The organism is Niallia sp. XMNu-256 (genome assembly GCF_036670015.1).
Taxonomy (GTDB): domain Bacteria; phylum Bacillota; class Bacilli; order Bacillales; family Cytobacillaceae; genus Bacillus_BD.
In genome coordinates this window covers 2,549,959-2,566,727 of sequence record NZ_CP137636.1, presented here as the reverse complement: position 1 = coordinate 2,566,727, position 16,769 = coordinate 2,549,959, and the positions used below count along the sequence as shown (strand labels likewise).

The following is a 16,769-nucleotide window of genomic DNA, read 5'->3' as shown; positions in this document are numbered from 1 at the left end:
GAAAGTATTGATTGTTGAACAAATTGTAACAAATATGGAAAAAATGAATAAAGAAGAAATTGAAAAACGCCATATTGAGAAGGTTTTTTTAGAAAGTGCGGATTTAGTGAAACGAATTCAGCGGGTGAAGACCGATCATGGAAAAGAAATTGGGATTCGTTTAAAAGACCCCAAGGACCTTATCGCTGGTGATGTACTTTATATGGATGATAAAAATCTAATCGTCATTGATGTTCTTTCTGATGACTTATTAGTCATCCAACCACGAAGTCTCAAGGAGATGGGAACAATCGCCCATCAATTAGGAAACCGTCACCTTCCAGCCCAATTTGAAGAAGATGTCATGCTTGTTCAGTATGATTATCTTGTAGAAGAATTACTACAAGATCTACAAATACCGTTCAAACGTGAAGAGCGAAAGGTCAAACAGGCCTTTCGCCATATAGGACATAGCCATGGATAAAAATATTTTATCATTATTCCAAATGTGCGATTCAAATTTCCCTACAGGTGCTTTTAGTCATTCGTATGGTCTTGAGACTTATATTCAAGAAGATAAAATTCATGATCAAGCAACATTTTTACAGTGGCTTCATGCGTATGTATTCGAACAACTCATCTATTCAGATGGGCTAGCTTCTCGCCTTGTTTATGAATCATTAGAGAAAGAAGACTTTCAACAAGTGTGGAGAATTGACCGCAAGCTGGCAGTGCAAAATTTACCACGTGAAACGAGAGAAGGAACTCATCGAATCGGTGAACGGATGCTAAGTCTCGTCCAATCCCTTTATGATATCCCGATCCTGTCAGATTACCGGGAGCGCATTAATAAGAAGCAATCATTCGGTCATCCAGCGATTGTTTTTACGATTGTCGGTCATCATTTAGAAGTTCCAAAATCAACAACGATTTTATACTATTTGTATTCAACTGTCTCTAGTCTTGTACAAAACGCGGTTCGAGCAATTCCTTTAGGGCAAACGGCTGGTCAAAAGACGATTCAGGAATTTAATAATACGTTAATTGAAGCAACAGAGAAAATCTTACATTTACATGAAGAGGATTTTGGGATTGTTTCACCTGGACTGGAGTTATCTCAGATGAAACATGAACGTGTAAATATTCGAATTTTTATGTCATAACAAGAGGAAGTGTTAGTAATGGAACCGATTAAAATTGGTGTAGGTGGACCTGTTGGCGCAGGAAAGACCATGTTAGTTGAAAAATTAACTCGTCATTTGCACGATGAAATTAGTATGGCTGTTGTTACAAATGATATTTATACAAAAGAAGATGCAAAATTTTTAATGAAAAATGGCGTACTTCCAGCGGATCGCATCATCGGTGTGGAGACAGGTGGATGTCCCCATACAGCCATTCGTGAAGATGCTTCGATGAATTTTGCTGCTATCGATGAATTGAAAGCAAAACACCCAGATGTTGAGCTGATTTTTGTCGAAAGTGGTGGAGATAACTTGGCGGCTACTTTCAGCCCTGAACTCGTTGATTTTTCCATTTACATTATTGATGTAGCACAAGGGGAAAAGATTCCACGTAAAGGCGGACAAGGGATGATTAAATCAGATTTATTTATCATCAATAAAACTGATTTAGCGCCTTATGTTGGAGCAAGCTTAGATGTGATGGAATCAGATACAAAGGTTTTTCGAGGAGATAAACCGTTTGTGTTTACAAATTTAAAAGATAATACAGGTTTGGATGAGGTCATTGACTGGATTAAGAAAAATGCTCTATTAAAGGGACTGGAGTAAGATGGCGGACTGGACAGGAGTTTTGCGCCTAGGTGTTGAAGATAGAAAAGGGAAGACGGTCGCAAACAATGTGTATTTCCAAGGAGCATTTAAAGTAATGCGTCCCATCTATCATGATGAATCTGGTCAATTGTGTTATTATCTGTTAAACCCGGGTGGTGGATATTTAGATGGTGACCGCTATCAAATGAAAGTAGCATTAGAAAAAGGAGCGAAACTCACCTTAACGACCCAAGGGGCAACTAAAATATATCGAACGCCTCGTACACATGCGTATCAAGAAGTTGAATTTAATTTAAAGGATGAGAGTTATCTTGAGTATATTCCTGATCCCCTTATCGGATATGAAGATGCACGTTATAAACAAAAAACAGTCATACATATGCAAAAAGGATGTACCCTTTTCTACTCTGATATCATCACACCAGGATGGTCACCTAGTGGAGAAAAGTTTAGTTACGATACTCTCCAACTCATAAATGAAATTTATATGGAAAATGAGTTGATTGTATTTGATCATATAAAATTAAATCCAGCTAATCAAGACATCAAGGGTCTAGGATTGATGGAAGGATTTTCTCATTTGGGTTCATTGATAGTGATTAATGAGAAAATCAATCATGAGTTTTTGGATCGTTTATACGAGACGTCATATGTCCATTTAAAAGAAGGAAAAATAGGTTTGTCCCTGCTGCCTATTCCAGGATTTACTGTACGGGTATTAGCTAATAAAACGCAAATGATAGAGAAAATATTTGCTGATGTACATCAGATGTTTAGTGAAGAAATATTTAACAAAAAACCGAGTTTTCTAAGAAAATATTAGTATGGAAACCCAGCAATGATCCGCAGTTGCTGGGTTTTTCATGGAAAGGGGGAAGAGGGATGATAAAAATTCGTATTTTAAAAAAGGAAACACCTTCCGTTTTATAGAAAGGTATTTTCTTGCCAATATTTTTAGAAAATCTTAAAAATGTTAATTTTGTAACTTAATGTGAACCTCTTCTTCAATATTAGTTAAATTCTCTTTCTCAAGATCGTTTAGAGGATGAGGATGAAACCAACTAATATCTCCATCATGATAAATCCCTTTGTATTGATTTTCTTCATAACTAAATGAAAACTGATATCTTTCATGAATTTGTCCCTCAAACATCTTTTTTTCGATATTAAAATTATTAACTAAAGAAAACGGATCTTGCATTTTCTCGTGAACTTTTTTTTCAATATCGATTAAATATTCTTCCGCCATATCGTTTTGGGGCTGAGGATGAAACCAAGTAATATCTCCATTATTATGATAAAGTCCTTTGTAGATGCATTCCTCACAATTAATTACAAACTGATATCTTTCATGAACTTGTCCTTCAAACATCGTTTTTTCTATTTCAAAATTATTAAACAAAATAAACAACCTCCAAATTTTTTTATCGTTCATGTGATCTAGTTAAAAGAATAGTCCTTTAAAATTAGATAAACATAATAGCAACATTAGAATTTAATGAGACTCTATTGATCATTCTATTGAATGAATCTATTAGTCTAACATAAAAAAACTGAAAATAATATTATTAATAATAACTTTTTTTTAACAAATTTTACATCTGCTTTAATAAGATTAATTGTATTTTTAAACATAGGGGAGCCATAATTAGACAAAAAAAATGTTTGACAGGTTATAAAAATGAGTTATGTTTCCTAAAGATTAGGACATCCTCTTAATAGGTCAATTAATAGGGGGAAAAAACGATGACGAAGGAAAATATTGAAACACCGAAAGTTAAGAATTTTGAAGTCGAGGAACTAGTTAGTCACCATCCAGTACATAGAAGACATGAATTCTCTTTTACTGTTGATGGAGATGAGTATAAAGGGCATTTTCATGAGGGTGAAATTACGTGGATGCATCCTTACCCCAATCAAACTCTGAGTGAGGAAAAAGTGAATAAAATCGAAAACGAAGTTCATAAATTGTTAGGGCAACAAGGGATTTCCAGTGGGATTAAAAAAATGGAAATGATGCAAGTGTTTAAAGACCGCCCACACGAACGCCGCCAAGTCATACTTAAAATAGATGAAGACGAATACAAAGGATTTGTTCACAACGGGGAAATCCAATGGTTTCATCCTCATCCAAAACAGAAGCTAAACGATGAACATGTTGAAGTGATTGAAACGGAGATTCATGAAAGAGGATTTAATCCATCCTAAGATTGACGAAAGGAATTGAGTCCTGTTTAGATTTCATTTTACGTGGGTATAAACATTCTAAGTAAGATGTAAAAAATTCATTGCAAGTGTGGGCATGTCTCCTAATAAATAGGACAGCCTCTTACTATGTCAAGGATTGGGGGGGGAATAAAGACGGAGGAGATTGCTGAAAAATCGCAAGTTAAGAATTTTGACGTTAAGCAAATACTGAGCCGCCACCCAGTGCATCAGAGACACGAATTCTCATAATAGTAGTTTTTAAAGAATTTGTATTGTAATTGTGAACAACATATCAATTCCTATGCAAATTAGAATTAAAGTATTAATTTGAATACAAACTATAAAGGGAAAACACCCAAATTTAGTTAAGGTAGGAGGAATAGTTTTGGCTAAAGATAAAGGAGAAAAACAAAATTATCAAGGGAATTTCCAAGGGGTTGCAGATGACAATAAAGACAAAATTGATAAATTAAAAAAGGAAGAGAAATTAGATGAAGAAACAGAATACTACGCTCGAAAGTTTCTCGAATTATAAATGTTTCATTCATTAAGTACTGTTCAACATATCGAGCTATACGCTTATAATTAAAATAAAACTAACCATCTGTGTTGGTGGGATGGAAATCCCACGCACCGACGGTTAGTTTTACTTTATAATAGCATACTTAAATATTTTTCAAAATAAACGCCTTCGACTTCTGGAACTTCTGCTGTGGTAGCATCCTTAATAGCCTCAGAAAGGAATGCCATTGCTAGCTTTACGGACTCTTCTAATTGATCCCCACGCATAAGGCTTCCCATAATTACAGAGGCAAATAAATCACCGGTCCCAGAAAAGCTTTTTCCATTATAAGGCATTGCGCGATAAAAGGTTTTATGACCGTCCAAATACATATTTCCAATGTACTGTTTTTCGCCATCTATAGCAGGAGGATTGATTCCCGTGACGATCACCTGTGCACTCGTTTCTTGTTGCAATCGAATTCCAGCCTCTTCAATTGCTTTTAGATAATCCTTTTCATTGGAAAAGCTATGGAGTTTTTCATAGGAAATGCCAGTTAATAAACAACATTCCGTTACATTAGGAGTGAGCACATCTGCATGCTTCACAAGTTCCCTCATAAGTATGAGTAATTTATCGGTAAATATTTTATAGACCTCTCCGGTATCTCCCATAACAGGATCAACTAATAAAACGGTTTCTCTTTTGTAAAATCTTTCAAAAAATTGAAAAATATTATGTATTTGCTCTTCACCAGTAACGAAACCTGTAGCAATTCCGTCAAAGGTTACATTAAGTTTACTCCATTCATCCGTAAAATGGTTCATTTTTGAAGTAAAGTCTTCAAAATAATAACTTGGATAACCCGTTTGTGCAGAAAGTATAGCAGTTGGTAGAGGGCATGCATGTACACCCATTACCGACAGAACGGGGATCGCAGCAGTTAATGAACATTTTCCAAAAGATGATAGATCCTGTATGACTGCAACTTTTTTCATTATAACCTCCAAAAATACAAATCCACCTAAAACTAACTTTAATATTACCACAAATTAAGGATGTCGAAAAATGTTATTATTTAGACTGCAAATATTTACAAAAAGCACGAGGTTTCGAGTAAAAAACAGGAGGCCAGATATTATGTAAGTTTATCTTAAGCTTTGCCCTTTTTACAATTAATCAATCAGAAGAATTATGGACTGATTTAGCTACGTATAATGGCACTTTTCTATATTCCATTCTGATGGTAAAATCATAAAAAATACGTAATAAGGAAGGGTTTAGCTATGCAGAATTTAGAAAACACACAAAGTTATTCAAAAGCGGGGCAAAAAACATTCGATCTCATTATGACATCTATGTTAGTAGCGCTTGTATTTTTATCGACATTTTTTTTAAATATTAAATTACCCATTTCAATAAATGGTGGATTGATTCATTTAGGAACGGCTATGCTATTTATTGCATCGATTTTATTTGGGCCAAAAAAGGGAGCGCTTGCAGGTGCAATTGGAATGGGGTTATTTGATTTAGTAGGAGGATGGTTAATTTGGGCTCCAATTACAATTGTTGCGCGTGGGGTACAAGGATACATTGTTGGTAAAATCGCTTGGTCAAGAGGAAGAAAAGGGAGTAGCTTTGCTTTAAATGTTGTCGCAACTCTTGTATCGATTCCAGTAATGATTGCAATCTACTATATTGGAGAAGTAATTCTATATGGCAATTGGATTGTTCCGTTAACTTCAATTCCTGGAGACCTTCTTCAAAATGCGATAGGGATGACTATTGCTCTACCTGTTTGTATAGCACTTAAGAAAGTTTCTTATTTTAAATAAGGCTGTTTTTGTAAAGTAAAAGAGCCTTAAATAATAACAAAATGGATGGTGACGATACCATCCATTTTTATTATTCTCCTTTTAAATTTCTTTAAAATCGATATGATAAAAGTATAGAGTATAAAGTAAGAGGAGAGTTGCTACTATGCCATTAGAAATTGTGCGTAATGATATTACTAAAATGAAGGTAGATGTGATTGTGAATGCTGCCAACCCCCAATTACAAATGGGCGGGGGAGTATGCGGGGCAATTTTTCGTGAAGCAGGAGAAGAAGAACTGCAGGAGGCATGCTATAAAATTGGAGGCTGTAAGGTCGGAGAAGCGGTGATCACCCCTGGGTTTAAGCTTGATGCCAAGTGGATTATTCATACGCCTGGTCCGATTTGGCAGGGTGGTTTGTATCAAGAAGCGGATTTGCTGAAGGCTTCTTATGAAAATTCTTTAAATCTAGCAAAAGGCTACCAATGTCAGACAATTGCTTTTCCGTTAATATCAACAGGGATATATGGTTATCCGAAAGAAGAAGCGTTACAAATTGCTGTATCTACCATCAGTTCCTTTTTATTCCAATATGACATGCAGGTGTATTTAGTCGTATTTGATAAAAATACTTTTGGTTTAAGTAAAAAATTGTTTTCCTCTATTCAAGAGTATATTAATGAGTATTATGTGGAGGAATTCGAGAGCACATTCCAAAGAAATCGATTAGAAGAGCTTACTTATTACGATTGGGATCAGAAAATGAACGACCAGGATGTTAAGATAGAAGAGGGTCAATCGCTAGTCTCGCTACTGAACCAGCTGGATGAACCTTTTTCCAAACGACTGCTACGGATAATTGATGAAAAAGGAATGACAGATGTAGAGGTGTACAAAAAAGCAAATATGGACCGTAGATTATTTTCAAAAATTCGTACTGGAAACGATTATTCACCAAAAAAGAAAACTGTTCTTGCTTTGGCGGTTGCCTTACAATTAAATTTAGAAGAAACGATTGAACTATTAGAAACCGCGGGGTATGCCTTATCACATAGCCATAAATTTGACGTGATTGTTGAATTTTTCATTCAACAAGATAGCTATAATATCCATGAAATCAATGAGGCTTTATTTGCCTTTGATCAACCATTACTTGGTTCATAAAATGTCGCTCTGGAAGCGACCTTTTCTATTTAATTAGTTGTTATCCTAAGTGTATTAAAAGAGCGAGAGGATGATTAGGGTGACAAGAAATCGAACGGAGCTAGTGTTTATTTTGGATAAAAGTGGTTCAATGGCAGAGCTTGAAGGGGATACCATCGGAGGATTCAACGCAATGCTGAAAAAACAACAAAAAGCGGAAGGAGAAGCGTTCGTTACGAATGTATTATTCGATCATCGTTATACATTATTACACGACCGGATGCCTATTAAAGGAGTCTTACCTATGACTGAAAAAGATTATGAAGTAGAGGGAACGACTGCGCTATTAGATGCGATAGGGATTACCATTCAAAAAATGATTCATATACAAAAAAGAACCCTTGTAGAAGAACGATCAAACCAAATTTTATTTGTAATAACAACAGATGGAATGGAGAATGCGAGTAGGGAATACACAACAGATCAAATTAAAAAAATGATTGAATATCAAAAGCAGAACGATGACTGGAATTTCTTGTTTCTTGGAGCTAATATCGATGCCATTTCAACTGCTTCACAATTCGGAATTGACGAGGACTTTGCTGTTGATTATCATGCTGATTCTGCAGGGACACAGCTTAATTACGAGGCGGTCAGCGAAGCAGTAATCAACCTGCGAAGTGGAAAGCAGCTTGATCGAACATGGAAGGTAGTAATGAATTAAGAAATAAAAGTGCTAGGCATCTTTCAGTCAAAAGGAAGATGCCTAGCACTTCTTTTAAATAAGTTGAACTTCGAGCGATTTTCTTACACTATTAATAAAAAAGATTCTATCATATGTTTTTAAGTCTTCCACTGTTAAAATCTTTTCGCGAACTTTTCCTTCATTTAATAGCTTCTCACGATAAGTACCTGCCAATAGACCACTTTCTACAGGAGGTGTCCATAACATACCATCAATTTCTAACACCACATTTCCATTGGTAAACTCCGTTATTTCGCCATCTTTATTCCAAAGGAGCACGTCAAAAACATGAGGATTTCCCTTTTGAAATTGCGAATAAACGGTTCTGTTTGTTGTTTTATGGTATAAAAACGGATTGTTCTTTTCCAATGGTTCATGGGCTAAGGCAATCTGTAATGGTTCATTAAACGGTGTAATCGGTTGGCCTTCAATCGTTATTTCACCATTCTTGTCTAATAAGAATCGAACTTTAATCTCACCATGGCGATTTTCCTTAGCAAATTGATGGAAAGATTGCTTTATATCTTCAATAGGACATGAAAAACGAAAGTATTCTGCAGAGTTTTTAAGACGATTGAGGTGTTCGTCAAGCAAGATATACTCTCCGTCTTTTAATAATAAACTTTCTAATAATTGAAACACAGGTCTACTTTGCTTAAGGACGTTTGCTTTTGTAATCACTTCATGATACTCATCATTCGTTGTTGAATCCCATGTAATCCCACCGCCAACTCCATATGTCGCGATACCTGTCTTTTCCTCAATGATCACCGTGCGGATCGGGACATTAAAGATGGCTTCACGGTTTGGTGTGATATAGCCGATCGCTCCACAGTAGACTTCTCGTGGGGTTTTCTCTAAGTTAGAGATAATTTCCATCGTGCTAATCTTTGGTGCCCCTGTAATTGAACCGCATGGAAATAGAGCTCTGAAAACATCCCATAATTGCGTCTGATCTGGGATTTTTGCAGTAATGGTTGAAGTCATTTGATGTACGGTTGGATAACGTTCAATATCAAACAGCTTTGGCACGTTAACTGTACCAGGCTCAGCAATCATTCCTAAGTCATTTCTCAATAAGTCGACAATCATTACATTTTCAGCCCGATTTTTTTCCGAATGATAAAGCCAGTTCGCATTGGCTTCATCCTCTGTGAACGAATTTCCTCTTTTAATCGTTCCTTTCATTGGACGAGTTGTAATATGGTCTCCATCTAGATGGAAAAATAATTCTGGTGAGGCAGATAAAATCCGATGCTCACCTGTGTTGATATAGGCACAATAATTGGATGATTGTGCATGTTTTAGTTTCTCAAAAAAAGCAATATCGTCACCTTGGAACTTAGAGTTAAGACGAATCGTATAGTTTGTCTGGTATGTATTCCCTTCTTTAATCGCTTCTCGAATTGATTGAATGGCCCAATCATACTCATTCATTTCGACAGACGGTCTCCAATCTGACATCGAATACGTTCCTGAGCTTGATAAAGGAGCCTGCTGCGCTTCTGAAAAGATCCCAAACCATAGTAATGGCATTTTATTCCCTTCGTTTACCTTAAACGCTGAGTCAAAGGCGGGCGCACTTTCATAAGATAGATATCCCGCGGCATAATAGCCTTCATTAACGGCCTTTTGGATTTGTTGAAAACAAGGATATACCTCCTCAATGGTGTTAGCTACAATTAATTGAAGAGGTTTTTGAAACGTTAATGGCTTGATCTCACCAGTAGAAGAGGCAAATTCAAATGATAAGAGTGGTTCTTGTTGGTTATAATTTGTATTCATTGTTTCGTCCTTTACTGATTAATTTTTAAAAAAGTTTTGGATAATCTGAAGTCCATTTTCAGTCAAAATAGCTTCCGGGTGGAACTGAACACCTTCGACTTTATAATCTTTATGACGAAGGGCCATGATTTCCCCGTCTTCACTCTTCGCACTAATTTCAAGGCAGTCTGGTAAGGTTGATTCATCAACAACTAACGAATGATATCTTGTTATCTGACATGGGGAAGCGATCCCTTCGAAAATCTGACTTTGATCATGGTCCATAATGGAAATTTTTCCATGCATCGGTTTGCTTGCTTTCCTGACTTTCCCTCCAAAAGCTTGGGCGATTACTTGATGACCTAAGCAGACGCCTAATATAGGAATCTCCTGATGGAACCGGTGGACGATATCTAAACAAATCCCTGCAGTGTCAGGTGTTCCGGGCCCAGGGGAAATGAGCAGATGATCTGGTTTCCGCTTTTCAATATCATCTAAAGATACTTGGTCATTTCGAATGACTTCAACCTCTTCGCCAATTTTTTTTATATATTGAACTAAGTTAAATGTAAATGAGTCATAATTATCTATTAATAAGATCAATTTAAAGCTAACTCCATTTCTTTAATATATTTTTGCTATCCTATTATAACAAATATCTATAAATACTGTGACCTGATTTTATTTTGAACATAAATATTTAAATGGATAAACCAAAGCATTTTTTTATATTCTATTTCAATAATAAATACTTATCCTGTCCAATTCCCTTAAAATATAATATAATATTTAAAATAGTAAGTCATTTTTGAATACTATATAATCAATTTTGACTAGGAGGATTGGAGATGGATTTAGAAGAACACGCATATATACTTTTACAACAAATATTGGAACAGTCCTTTGATGAGATTTTTATTACGGATGGAAAGGGAAGGATCGTCTTTGCGGGGGAAGATGCAGAGAAATTATTCGGAACCTCGCATGACAAAATGATGGGGCGAAATATTTTTCAGTTAGAAGAAGAAGGTGTTTTTTCTCCGTCTGTTATTGCGAGTGTATTAAAAAGTAAGAAAGAAGAAACGCTTATCCAAGAAACAAAAACCAATAGAAATCTAATCATTTCAGGATATCCAATTTTTGATGAATCGAATACATTGATTGGAGCGATTAGCTTTTCTAGAGATATAACCGAATTTGAATACCTCAAAAAAGAAAATGAACAAGTCGCAAAAGCGATACAAGAATATCGAGAAGAGATTGCAGAACTGAAAAAGAAATCCACTCATCCTTTTTATATTAAAAACACCAAAATGCAAAAGGTGATAAATGTTGTGGAAAAAGTTGCAGATTTAGGAATTACCGTTCTGCTGGAGGGTGAGTCCGGAGTTGGTAAAAATCATATCGCTAATATGATTCACCAAATGTCATCAAGAAGAAAGGAGCCGTTTATTGAAATTAACTGTGGGGCGATCCCTGAATCCTTGATTGAATCTGAACTATTTGGTTATGAAGATGGAGCCTTTACAGGGGCAAAAAGAGGAGGAAAGAAGGGATACTTTGAAAGTGCCGCCGGAGGAACTCTTTTTCTAGATGAAATTGGTGAACTTCCAATGAACCTTCAAGTAAAGCTCTTATCTGTTTTACAGAACCAGACGTTTATGCGGGTTGGTGGAAGCAAGAGAATTGAGATGAAGTGTAGAATTATTTGTGCGACCAATCAAAACTTGGAAGAAATGATTGCGAACAAACAGTTTAGAGAAGATTTATACTATCGAATTAATGTCGTCAAAGTAACCATACCGCCATTGCGAGAGCGGAGGGAGGAAATGATTCCATTAATCTATGATATTATTGAAGAATTTAATACAAAGTATGGGATGGATAAGCGTTTTACACCAGGGGTGGTTGCCTGGCTTAATGGGCAAGATTGGCCAGGAAATGTCCGGGAATTGCGGAATTTTATTGAAAAAATTATTGTTACGACAGAGTCCCGAGATATCGATATTACAACGATTTCTGATATAACAAATGAGGATTCGATAAACAGGTCTGAGCAAGACCTCACTTTGGAAGAATACTTAGAAAGTGTAGAAAAGGAGTTTATTGTAAAAATGTACGAAAAATACCCAAGTAGCATTCAATTAGGAAAAAAATTAGGAATTAGCCAATCCACCGCCAATCGGAAAATCCAGAAATATATAGGTAGACCGTAGTCATAATTGACTACGGTCTACCTATTTTTAATTATGACTGTTTAGAGTGAAAGAACAAGCATATTAAGGAGATTCACCTTCAGTTGTCTTTTAATAGGGTGAAAAATTCTAGTCAACATTGATTAACAGAGTCTAGTTATCCTTGGGATTTAAGTCGGCACGGTTATTGCATATTAATAAAGTGAAGATTGAAAAAAATAATAGTGAGGTGGAACCAATGTAAGAACATCGATAGAAACAGACACATCGGAACCAGCTAAAGCAATAGAGGTATTTTTTCCAAAAGTTTCCCTATTTTATAAAAGGGATTTTCTAAAAGGAAGAAAGGAAAACGCTTTAATCATAAATTGCTAGTGATTTAGCACTTTATGGGTTCACGAAAAGAATGATAAAGGGGGAGTTAAGGTGGGGGGAAGTACTCAAGGTACAAATAAGTTCATCGTCGGGATTGTTCTTGCAGTTCTAACATTCTGGCTGTTTGCTCAATCGATGATCAACATTATTCCAGCCATCCAAAATGATTTAGGAGTATCATTGGGAACATTGAATATTGCTACGAGTTTAACGTCGCTCTTTTCTGGTCTATTTATTGTAGCGGCTGGCGGAATATCTGACCGAGCAGGCCGTAAGAAGTTAACCTATGTCGGCTTGGTATTGAGTATTGTCGGGTGTTTATTCATTATTATTTCTCAGAGTGCCACATTATTAATTGTAGGGCGGGTCATTCAAGGGATCTCTGCTGCCTGCATTATGCCAGCTACAATTGCCCTTATTAAAGCAGCCTTCGATGGTGCCGAAAGACAGCGCGCACTAAGTTACTGGTCTGTTGGATCATGGGGAGGCGGTGGCCTGACTGCCTTAGTTGGCGGTGCCATTGCAACGTACATGGGCTGGAAAATGATTTTTGTTTTTTCTATTGGAATTGCTCTATTATCTATGTTTTTACTGAAAAATATTCAAGAAAATAAAGCAGAAGAGCAAAGGAAAGAGAAATTTGATTTTACCGGATTCATTCTCTTCATTGTTGCGATGTTAATGATTAATATCATCGTGACACGAGGTCAAGATTTTGGGTGGTCAAGCCCGTTGACACTAAGTCTTATAGCTGGAGCAATAGCAACGATAGTCATTTTCTTTGCGGTTGAGCGAAAAAAGAAGAATCAATTTATCGATTTTTCCCTTTTCAAAGTAAAACCATATACAGGAGCGGTTGTATCTAACTTCCTGCAAAATGGAATTGTCGCTACTACGGTTGTCGCAAATACGTATCTTCAATTAGCACGAGGATATAGCCCTTTTCAAACGGGATTACTCACGATCGGAAACGTGGTTGCCTTACTAATCATGATCCGAGTTGGGGAAAAGATGTTGCAAAAAATGGGTGCAAGAAAGCCGATGCTTATGGCAACGACCATTGCTACTGTAGGTATGAGTATGACAGCAATGACATTTTTACCGGATTTAATTTACACTATTGTAGTATTTGCAGGATTTTTAATTGCTGGGGTTGGTCTTGGTATGTATGCAACGCCTTCGATTGATATCGCAGTTGTGAATATTTCGGATGACAAAGTCGGTGTAGCCTCTGGGATTTATAAGATGGCAAGCTCATTAGGGTATTCTTTTGGGATTGCCATTTCAACCGCTGTATATGGCGTTATTGTAGCAGTCGGCAGCATTCATGTAGCCGCATCGATTGGGATTTTAATTAATTTAGTTTTTGCCATTCCTGCATTAATTTTTATCGCGAAAACGATTCAACCAGAAGAAGGAATGGAAAAGCTTGTACAAGCTATACAGGTAGACAAAAATTTAATTGTTCAACAAGATTAACCTTTTAATAGATTAATATTTCATAATATTAGTAATTATCAACTTTTAAAGGTTGGCACAAAACTTGCATTAATAAAAAGTGAGATTGTAAATTTAAGGAGGAATTTTATCATGGTTAAACCGAGTGAAAAACAAATTTTAAACTTACCTTTCGTTGGAATTTCTACTTTTGGAAAATATCCAGTATGTCCTGATTTAGAACAATTAGATGCTGATGTTGCTGTTATTGGGGTTCCGAATGATATGGGTACACAATGGAAGTCAGGAGCAAGAATGGGTCCAAGAGCCATTCGTGAAGGTTCTACATTATATAGCTTTGGATTAGATGGTGCCTATGATATTGAAAACGATATTATGTATCTTGGTCCAGACTGGAAAGTTGTCGATTGTGGCGACGTTGACATGGTTCATGGGGATCTTATGCAATGTCATGAAAATACAGAAGAAGCCATTCGTAAAATTGTTTCTAAAGGGGCCATGCCTGTTGTGTTGGGAGGCGACCACTCGATCACAGCTGCAGTAGGTAAAGGTTTGGAAGAATTAGGACCGTTCCATGTTATTCAAATTGATGCTCACTTAGACTGGGCCGACCACCGCTCTGGCCAGCGTTATGGTCACGGAAGTTGTATTCGCCGCCTATCTGAAATGGATCATGTACAGCAAATCTTCCAATTTGGAATCCGCGGGATTTCAAGCAGTAAAAAAGAAGATGTGGTTGCAGCAAAAGAATATGGAAGCACAATCTTATCACCACGTCAAATGAGAAAAATAGGATTAGAACAATTACTAGAAAAAATTCCAGCAGGTGAAAAATACTATGTGACAATTGATATTGATGGGATCGATCCTTCCATCGCACCTGGAACAGGAACTCCATCTCCTGGCGGCTTGCTTTATGATGAAGTGAATGAGTTGCTAGAAGGAATTGCGAAAAGGGGAGAGGTAGTTGCTTTTGATATAGTTGAAGTGGCTCCTCAATATGATCCAACTGGTATGACTGGACAAACAGCTGCTCGTATTTCATTAGATTTATTGAGCTATGTGTTAAAACAAAAAGAGTTAAAAGGAGATAAAGAAAAAGAGCTTTCTTCTCAACTATAAGAATGATAGATTAGATAGTGCAATCGAAAAAGGATGACTTTACATATTTACATGTAGAGTCACCTTTTTTCGATTAGTAGTTATTACTGCTCTTGTCTTAACGTATATTGATGACGATCCTCTATCGTATCCGAAATCGCTGCAATTAAAGAATCCTTATCCGAATCATGGCCAATCTCCCAAACCATCATTCCGCCAAACCCATGTTGGAGGGCAAGTTGGGTTTTCTTTTCAACGGTTGCTTCTCCATTGTAATGATAAGTCATTCCGTTAATGTTAACCATATCTTTTAACGTATATTCAGGATTGTTGTTAATAATCGTATCATAGGAAATCTGTTTACTGTTTGGGTCTTCAGGCTGTGCGTAAAATGGTATCCCTAGCACGAGCTTTTTTTTAGAGATTCCATGGGTGTCAAATAAAGTAGACCAATAGTTGACGATATTCTCATTATGAGAGTAAGCTGATAAGTTAGCGGCATCATACTCGTCATCCCACTGACCATCGTAAGCCATAATGTTGACGTGGTCGACATACTGGAACATTGTTGGTTCATAGATTACGTTATGGATTTCAGTTCCTGCCACACTATGAACTTTTGCGTTTACTGCAATTGAAAGCTCCTTGCCTTTAGGCTGTAAAATTTCATTTAATTCCTTCGTAAAAGAAGTAAGGTTTTGCGCATCTTCAATGGAACGCGGATGTTCAAAATCAATATCAATTCCATCCAGATTCTCTCTATCTACCATTTTTATCAATTCGTTTACAAGATTGGCTCTTGTAGTCGGGTTACTAATTGCCTGTTTAAAATAATCATACGATTCACCACCATGAACATGGAACCAACCCCCAACAGCTAACATTACCTTTGAGCCTTGTTGATGTGAGATATCAACGGTTGTTCTTAAATTCTTTAATGCTGAGTCTCCAGTCATCAAAAGTTGTCCATCGGATGTTGGGTGAGCAAAGGAGAAATAATATGGGTCAAATGGGAATAATCGATTGTTTGTGGATCACGAAAATCTTGAACATATCCGATTAATACTCTGTCCTTTTCTATGACATTTTTATTATTGTGATTTTCATTCGCCGTTTGATTTCTTGTTGTTTTCGGAGTTTCATTATATTCTTGTTCTTTTGATCGATCCTGATGTTGGCGATCCGTAAATAAAACACCTGAATAAAAACCTCCAAGAAACGTGGTGAGGATTAGTAACGATAGGAGGAACCTCTGTTTTTTCATTAATGTAATCCTCCTTTTAAAATTCTATAACAATCAAATTTTACCAAAGAAGCCGTAAGAAAAGGACTGGAAATTTAAGGGGCAAAGTTATGAAGTTAGTATAGACAAGTATGAAGATCGGACAAACCATAGATATGGTCGCATTGTCCTCGAAGATTAAGAGTAAAAGTTTTTAAAAGATCTTGACAGAATTTTAAAGGAGGAGTAATATATTTAACAATAAATTGATAGTGTTTTCTATAAATATGCGATTATTTTAGCAACTGGTTAATTATCATTGGCTAGTTGAAAAAGTAACTCAGTAATTAAGAATTGACATAGTGGTAAGAGGAGGATTTATAGCCTTTTACAATTAAATAGTTAGGTAGACTTATAAAAGCCTTAAAGGCTAGTAGATAGTAAACCGATAATTTTCAAGTGTAAT

18 protein-coding genes are annotated in these 16,769 nt (G+C 36.3%); 12 read left to right on the top strand and 6 right to left on the bottom strand.

From position 1 onward, the window contains the following. Positions 1-7: 7 nt before the first annotated feature. From ureE to R4Z10_RS13065, 4 genes are read left to right on the top strand one after another with little or no spacing between them, the layout of a single operon-like run. Entirely contained in the window at positions 8-463 is a 456-nt protein-coding gene (gene ureE / locus R4Z10_RS13080) for an urease accessory protein UreE (RefSeq protein ID WP_338469741.1), read from the top strand. Next, positions 456-1,142: an urease accessory protein UreF gene (locus tag R4Z10_RS13075; RefSeq protein ID WP_338469740.1), complete on the top strand. Its 687-nt coding sequence runs from the start codon at positions 456-458 to the stop codon at positions 1,140-1,142. The genes ureE and R4Z10_RS13075 overlap by 8 nt, the downstream gene beginning before the upstream one ends. Before the next feature lie 18 nt (positions 1,143-1,160). Continuing rightward, positions 1,161-1,772, top strand: a complete 612-nt coding sequence (gene ureG / locus R4Z10_RS13070; protein ID WP_338469739.1) for an urease accessory protein UreG — start codon at positions 1,161-1,163, stop codon at positions 1,770-1,772. Position 1,773: 1 nt separating this feature from the next. Continuing rightward, positions 1,774-2,598 (top strand): urease accessory protein UreD, encoded by an 825-nt coding sequence (locus R4Z10_RS13065; protein ID WP_338469738.1) that lies wholly within the window; start codon positions 1,774-1,776, stop codon positions 2,596-2,598. Between the two features lie 150 nt (positions 2,599-2,748). On the opposite strand, the gene R4Z10_RS13060 is transcribed toward R4Z10_RS13065, so the two are convergent. Continuing rightward, a complete protein-coding gene (locus R4Z10_RS13060; protein ID WP_338469737.1) occupies positions 2,749-3,177 on the bottom strand; it encodes a DUF5342 family protein in 429 nt (142 codons plus the stop codon). A 344-nt stretch (positions 3,178-3,521) separates the two neighbouring features. On the opposite strand from R4Z10_RS13060, the gene R4Z10_RS13055 reads away from it, so the two are divergent. Together R4Z10_RS13055 and R4Z10_RS13050 are read left to right on the top strand one after the other, a co-directional pair. Next, positions 3,522-3,983, top strand: a complete 462-nt coding sequence (locus R4Z10_RS13055) for a hypothetical protein (RefSeq protein ID WP_338469736.1) — start codon at positions 3,522-3,524, stop codon at positions 3,981-3,983. Between the two features lie 385 nt (positions 3,984-4,368). After that, complete coding sequence (locus tag R4Z10_RS13050; protein WP_338469735.1) at positions 4,369-4,518, top strand: hypothetical protein; 150 nt, start codon at positions 4,369-4,371, stop codon at positions 4,516-4,518. A gap of 116 nt (positions 4,519-4,634) precedes the next feature. On the opposite strand, the gene R4Z10_RS13045 is transcribed toward R4Z10_RS13050, so the two are convergent. Next, entirely contained in the window at positions 4,635-5,483 is an 849-nt protein-coding gene (locus tag R4Z10_RS13045; protein ID WP_338469734.1) for a pyridoxamine kinase, read from the bottom strand. A 288-nt stretch (positions 5,484-5,771) separates the two neighbouring features. Between R4Z10_RS13045 and R4Z10_RS13040 the strand changes: the two genes are divergently transcribed. The 3 genes from R4Z10_RS13040 (at position 5,772) to R4Z10_RS13030 (ending at position 8,167) form a co-directional block, all read left to right on the top strand. Then, a complete protein-coding gene (locus R4Z10_RS13040) occupies positions 5,772-6,320 on the top strand; it encodes an ECF transporter S component (RefSeq protein ID WP_338469733.1) in 549 nt (182 codons plus the stop codon). Between the two features lie 145 nt (positions 6,321-6,465). Then, entirely contained in the window at positions 6,466-7,464 is a 999-nt protein-coding gene (locus tag R4Z10_RS13035; protein ID WP_338469732.1) for a macro domain-containing protein, read from the top strand. 79 nt (positions 7,465-7,543) lie between these two features. Next, positions 7,544-8,167: a hypothetical protein gene (locus R4Z10_RS13030; RefSeq protein ID WP_338469731.1), complete on the top strand. Its 624-nt coding sequence runs from the start codon at positions 7,544-7,546 to the stop codon at positions 8,165-8,167. A 54-nt stretch (positions 8,168-8,221) separates the two neighbouring features. Here R4Z10_RS13030 and pabB read toward each other — a convergent pair whose 3' ends face one another. Then, positions 8,222-9,973: an aminodeoxychorismate synthase component I gene (gene pabB, locus R4Z10_RS13025; protein WP_338469730.1), complete on the bottom strand. Its 1,752-nt coding sequence runs from the start codon at positions 9,971-9,973 to the stop codon at positions 8,222-8,224. A gap of 18 nt (positions 9,974-9,991) precedes the next feature. Beyond that, positions 9,992-10,555 carry an aminodeoxychorismate/anthranilate synthase component II gene (locus R4Z10_RS13020; protein WP_338469729.1) on the bottom strand — a complete coding sequence of 188 codons (564 nt, stop codon included), beginning with the start codon at positions 10,553-10,555 and terminating at the stop codon, positions 9,992-9,994. 245 nt (positions 10,556-10,800) lie between these two features. Here R4Z10_RS13020 and R4Z10_RS13015 point away from each other — a divergent pair, with 245 nt between their 5' ends. From R4Z10_RS13015 to speB, 3 genes are all read left to right on the top strand, one after another. Continuing rightward, a complete protein-coding gene (locus R4Z10_RS13015) occupies positions 10,801-12,168 on the top strand; it encodes a sigma 54-interacting transcriptional regulator (protein WP_338469728.1) in 1,368 nt (455 codons plus the stop codon). 405 nt (positions 12,169-12,573) lie between these two features. Then, positions 12,574-14,001, top strand: coding sequence for an MFS transporter (locus tag R4Z10_RS13010; RefSeq protein WP_338469727.1), 1,428 nt, complete (start codon positions 12,574-12,576; stop codon positions 13,999-14,001). Positions 14,002-14,112: 111 nt separating this feature from the next. Beyond that, a complete protein-coding gene (gene speB / locus R4Z10_RS13005) occupies positions 14,113-15,102 on the top strand; it encodes an agmatinase (RefSeq protein ID WP_338469726.1) in 990 nt (329 codons plus the stop codon). 83 nt (positions 15,103-15,185) lie between these two features. Here the strand turns inward: speB and R4Z10_RS13000 are convergent, their stop codons facing one another. Together R4Z10_RS13000 and R4Z10_RS12995 are read right to left on the bottom strand one after the other, a co-directional pair. Then, complete coding sequence (locus R4Z10_RS13000) at positions 15,186-16,037, bottom strand: glycoside hydrolase family 18 protein (RefSeq protein WP_338469725.1); 852 nt, start codon at positions 16,035-16,037, stop codon at positions 15,186-15,188. Continuing rightward, positions 16,037-16,345 carry a hypothetical protein gene (locus tag R4Z10_RS12995; protein WP_338469724.1) on the bottom strand — a complete coding sequence of 103 codons (309 nt, stop codon included), beginning with the start codon at positions 16,343-16,345 and terminating at the stop codon, positions 16,037-16,039. Before R4Z10_RS12995 ends, R4Z10_RS13000 begins: the two co-directional genes overlap by 1 nt. Positions 16,346-16,769 lie beyond the last annotated feature (424 nt).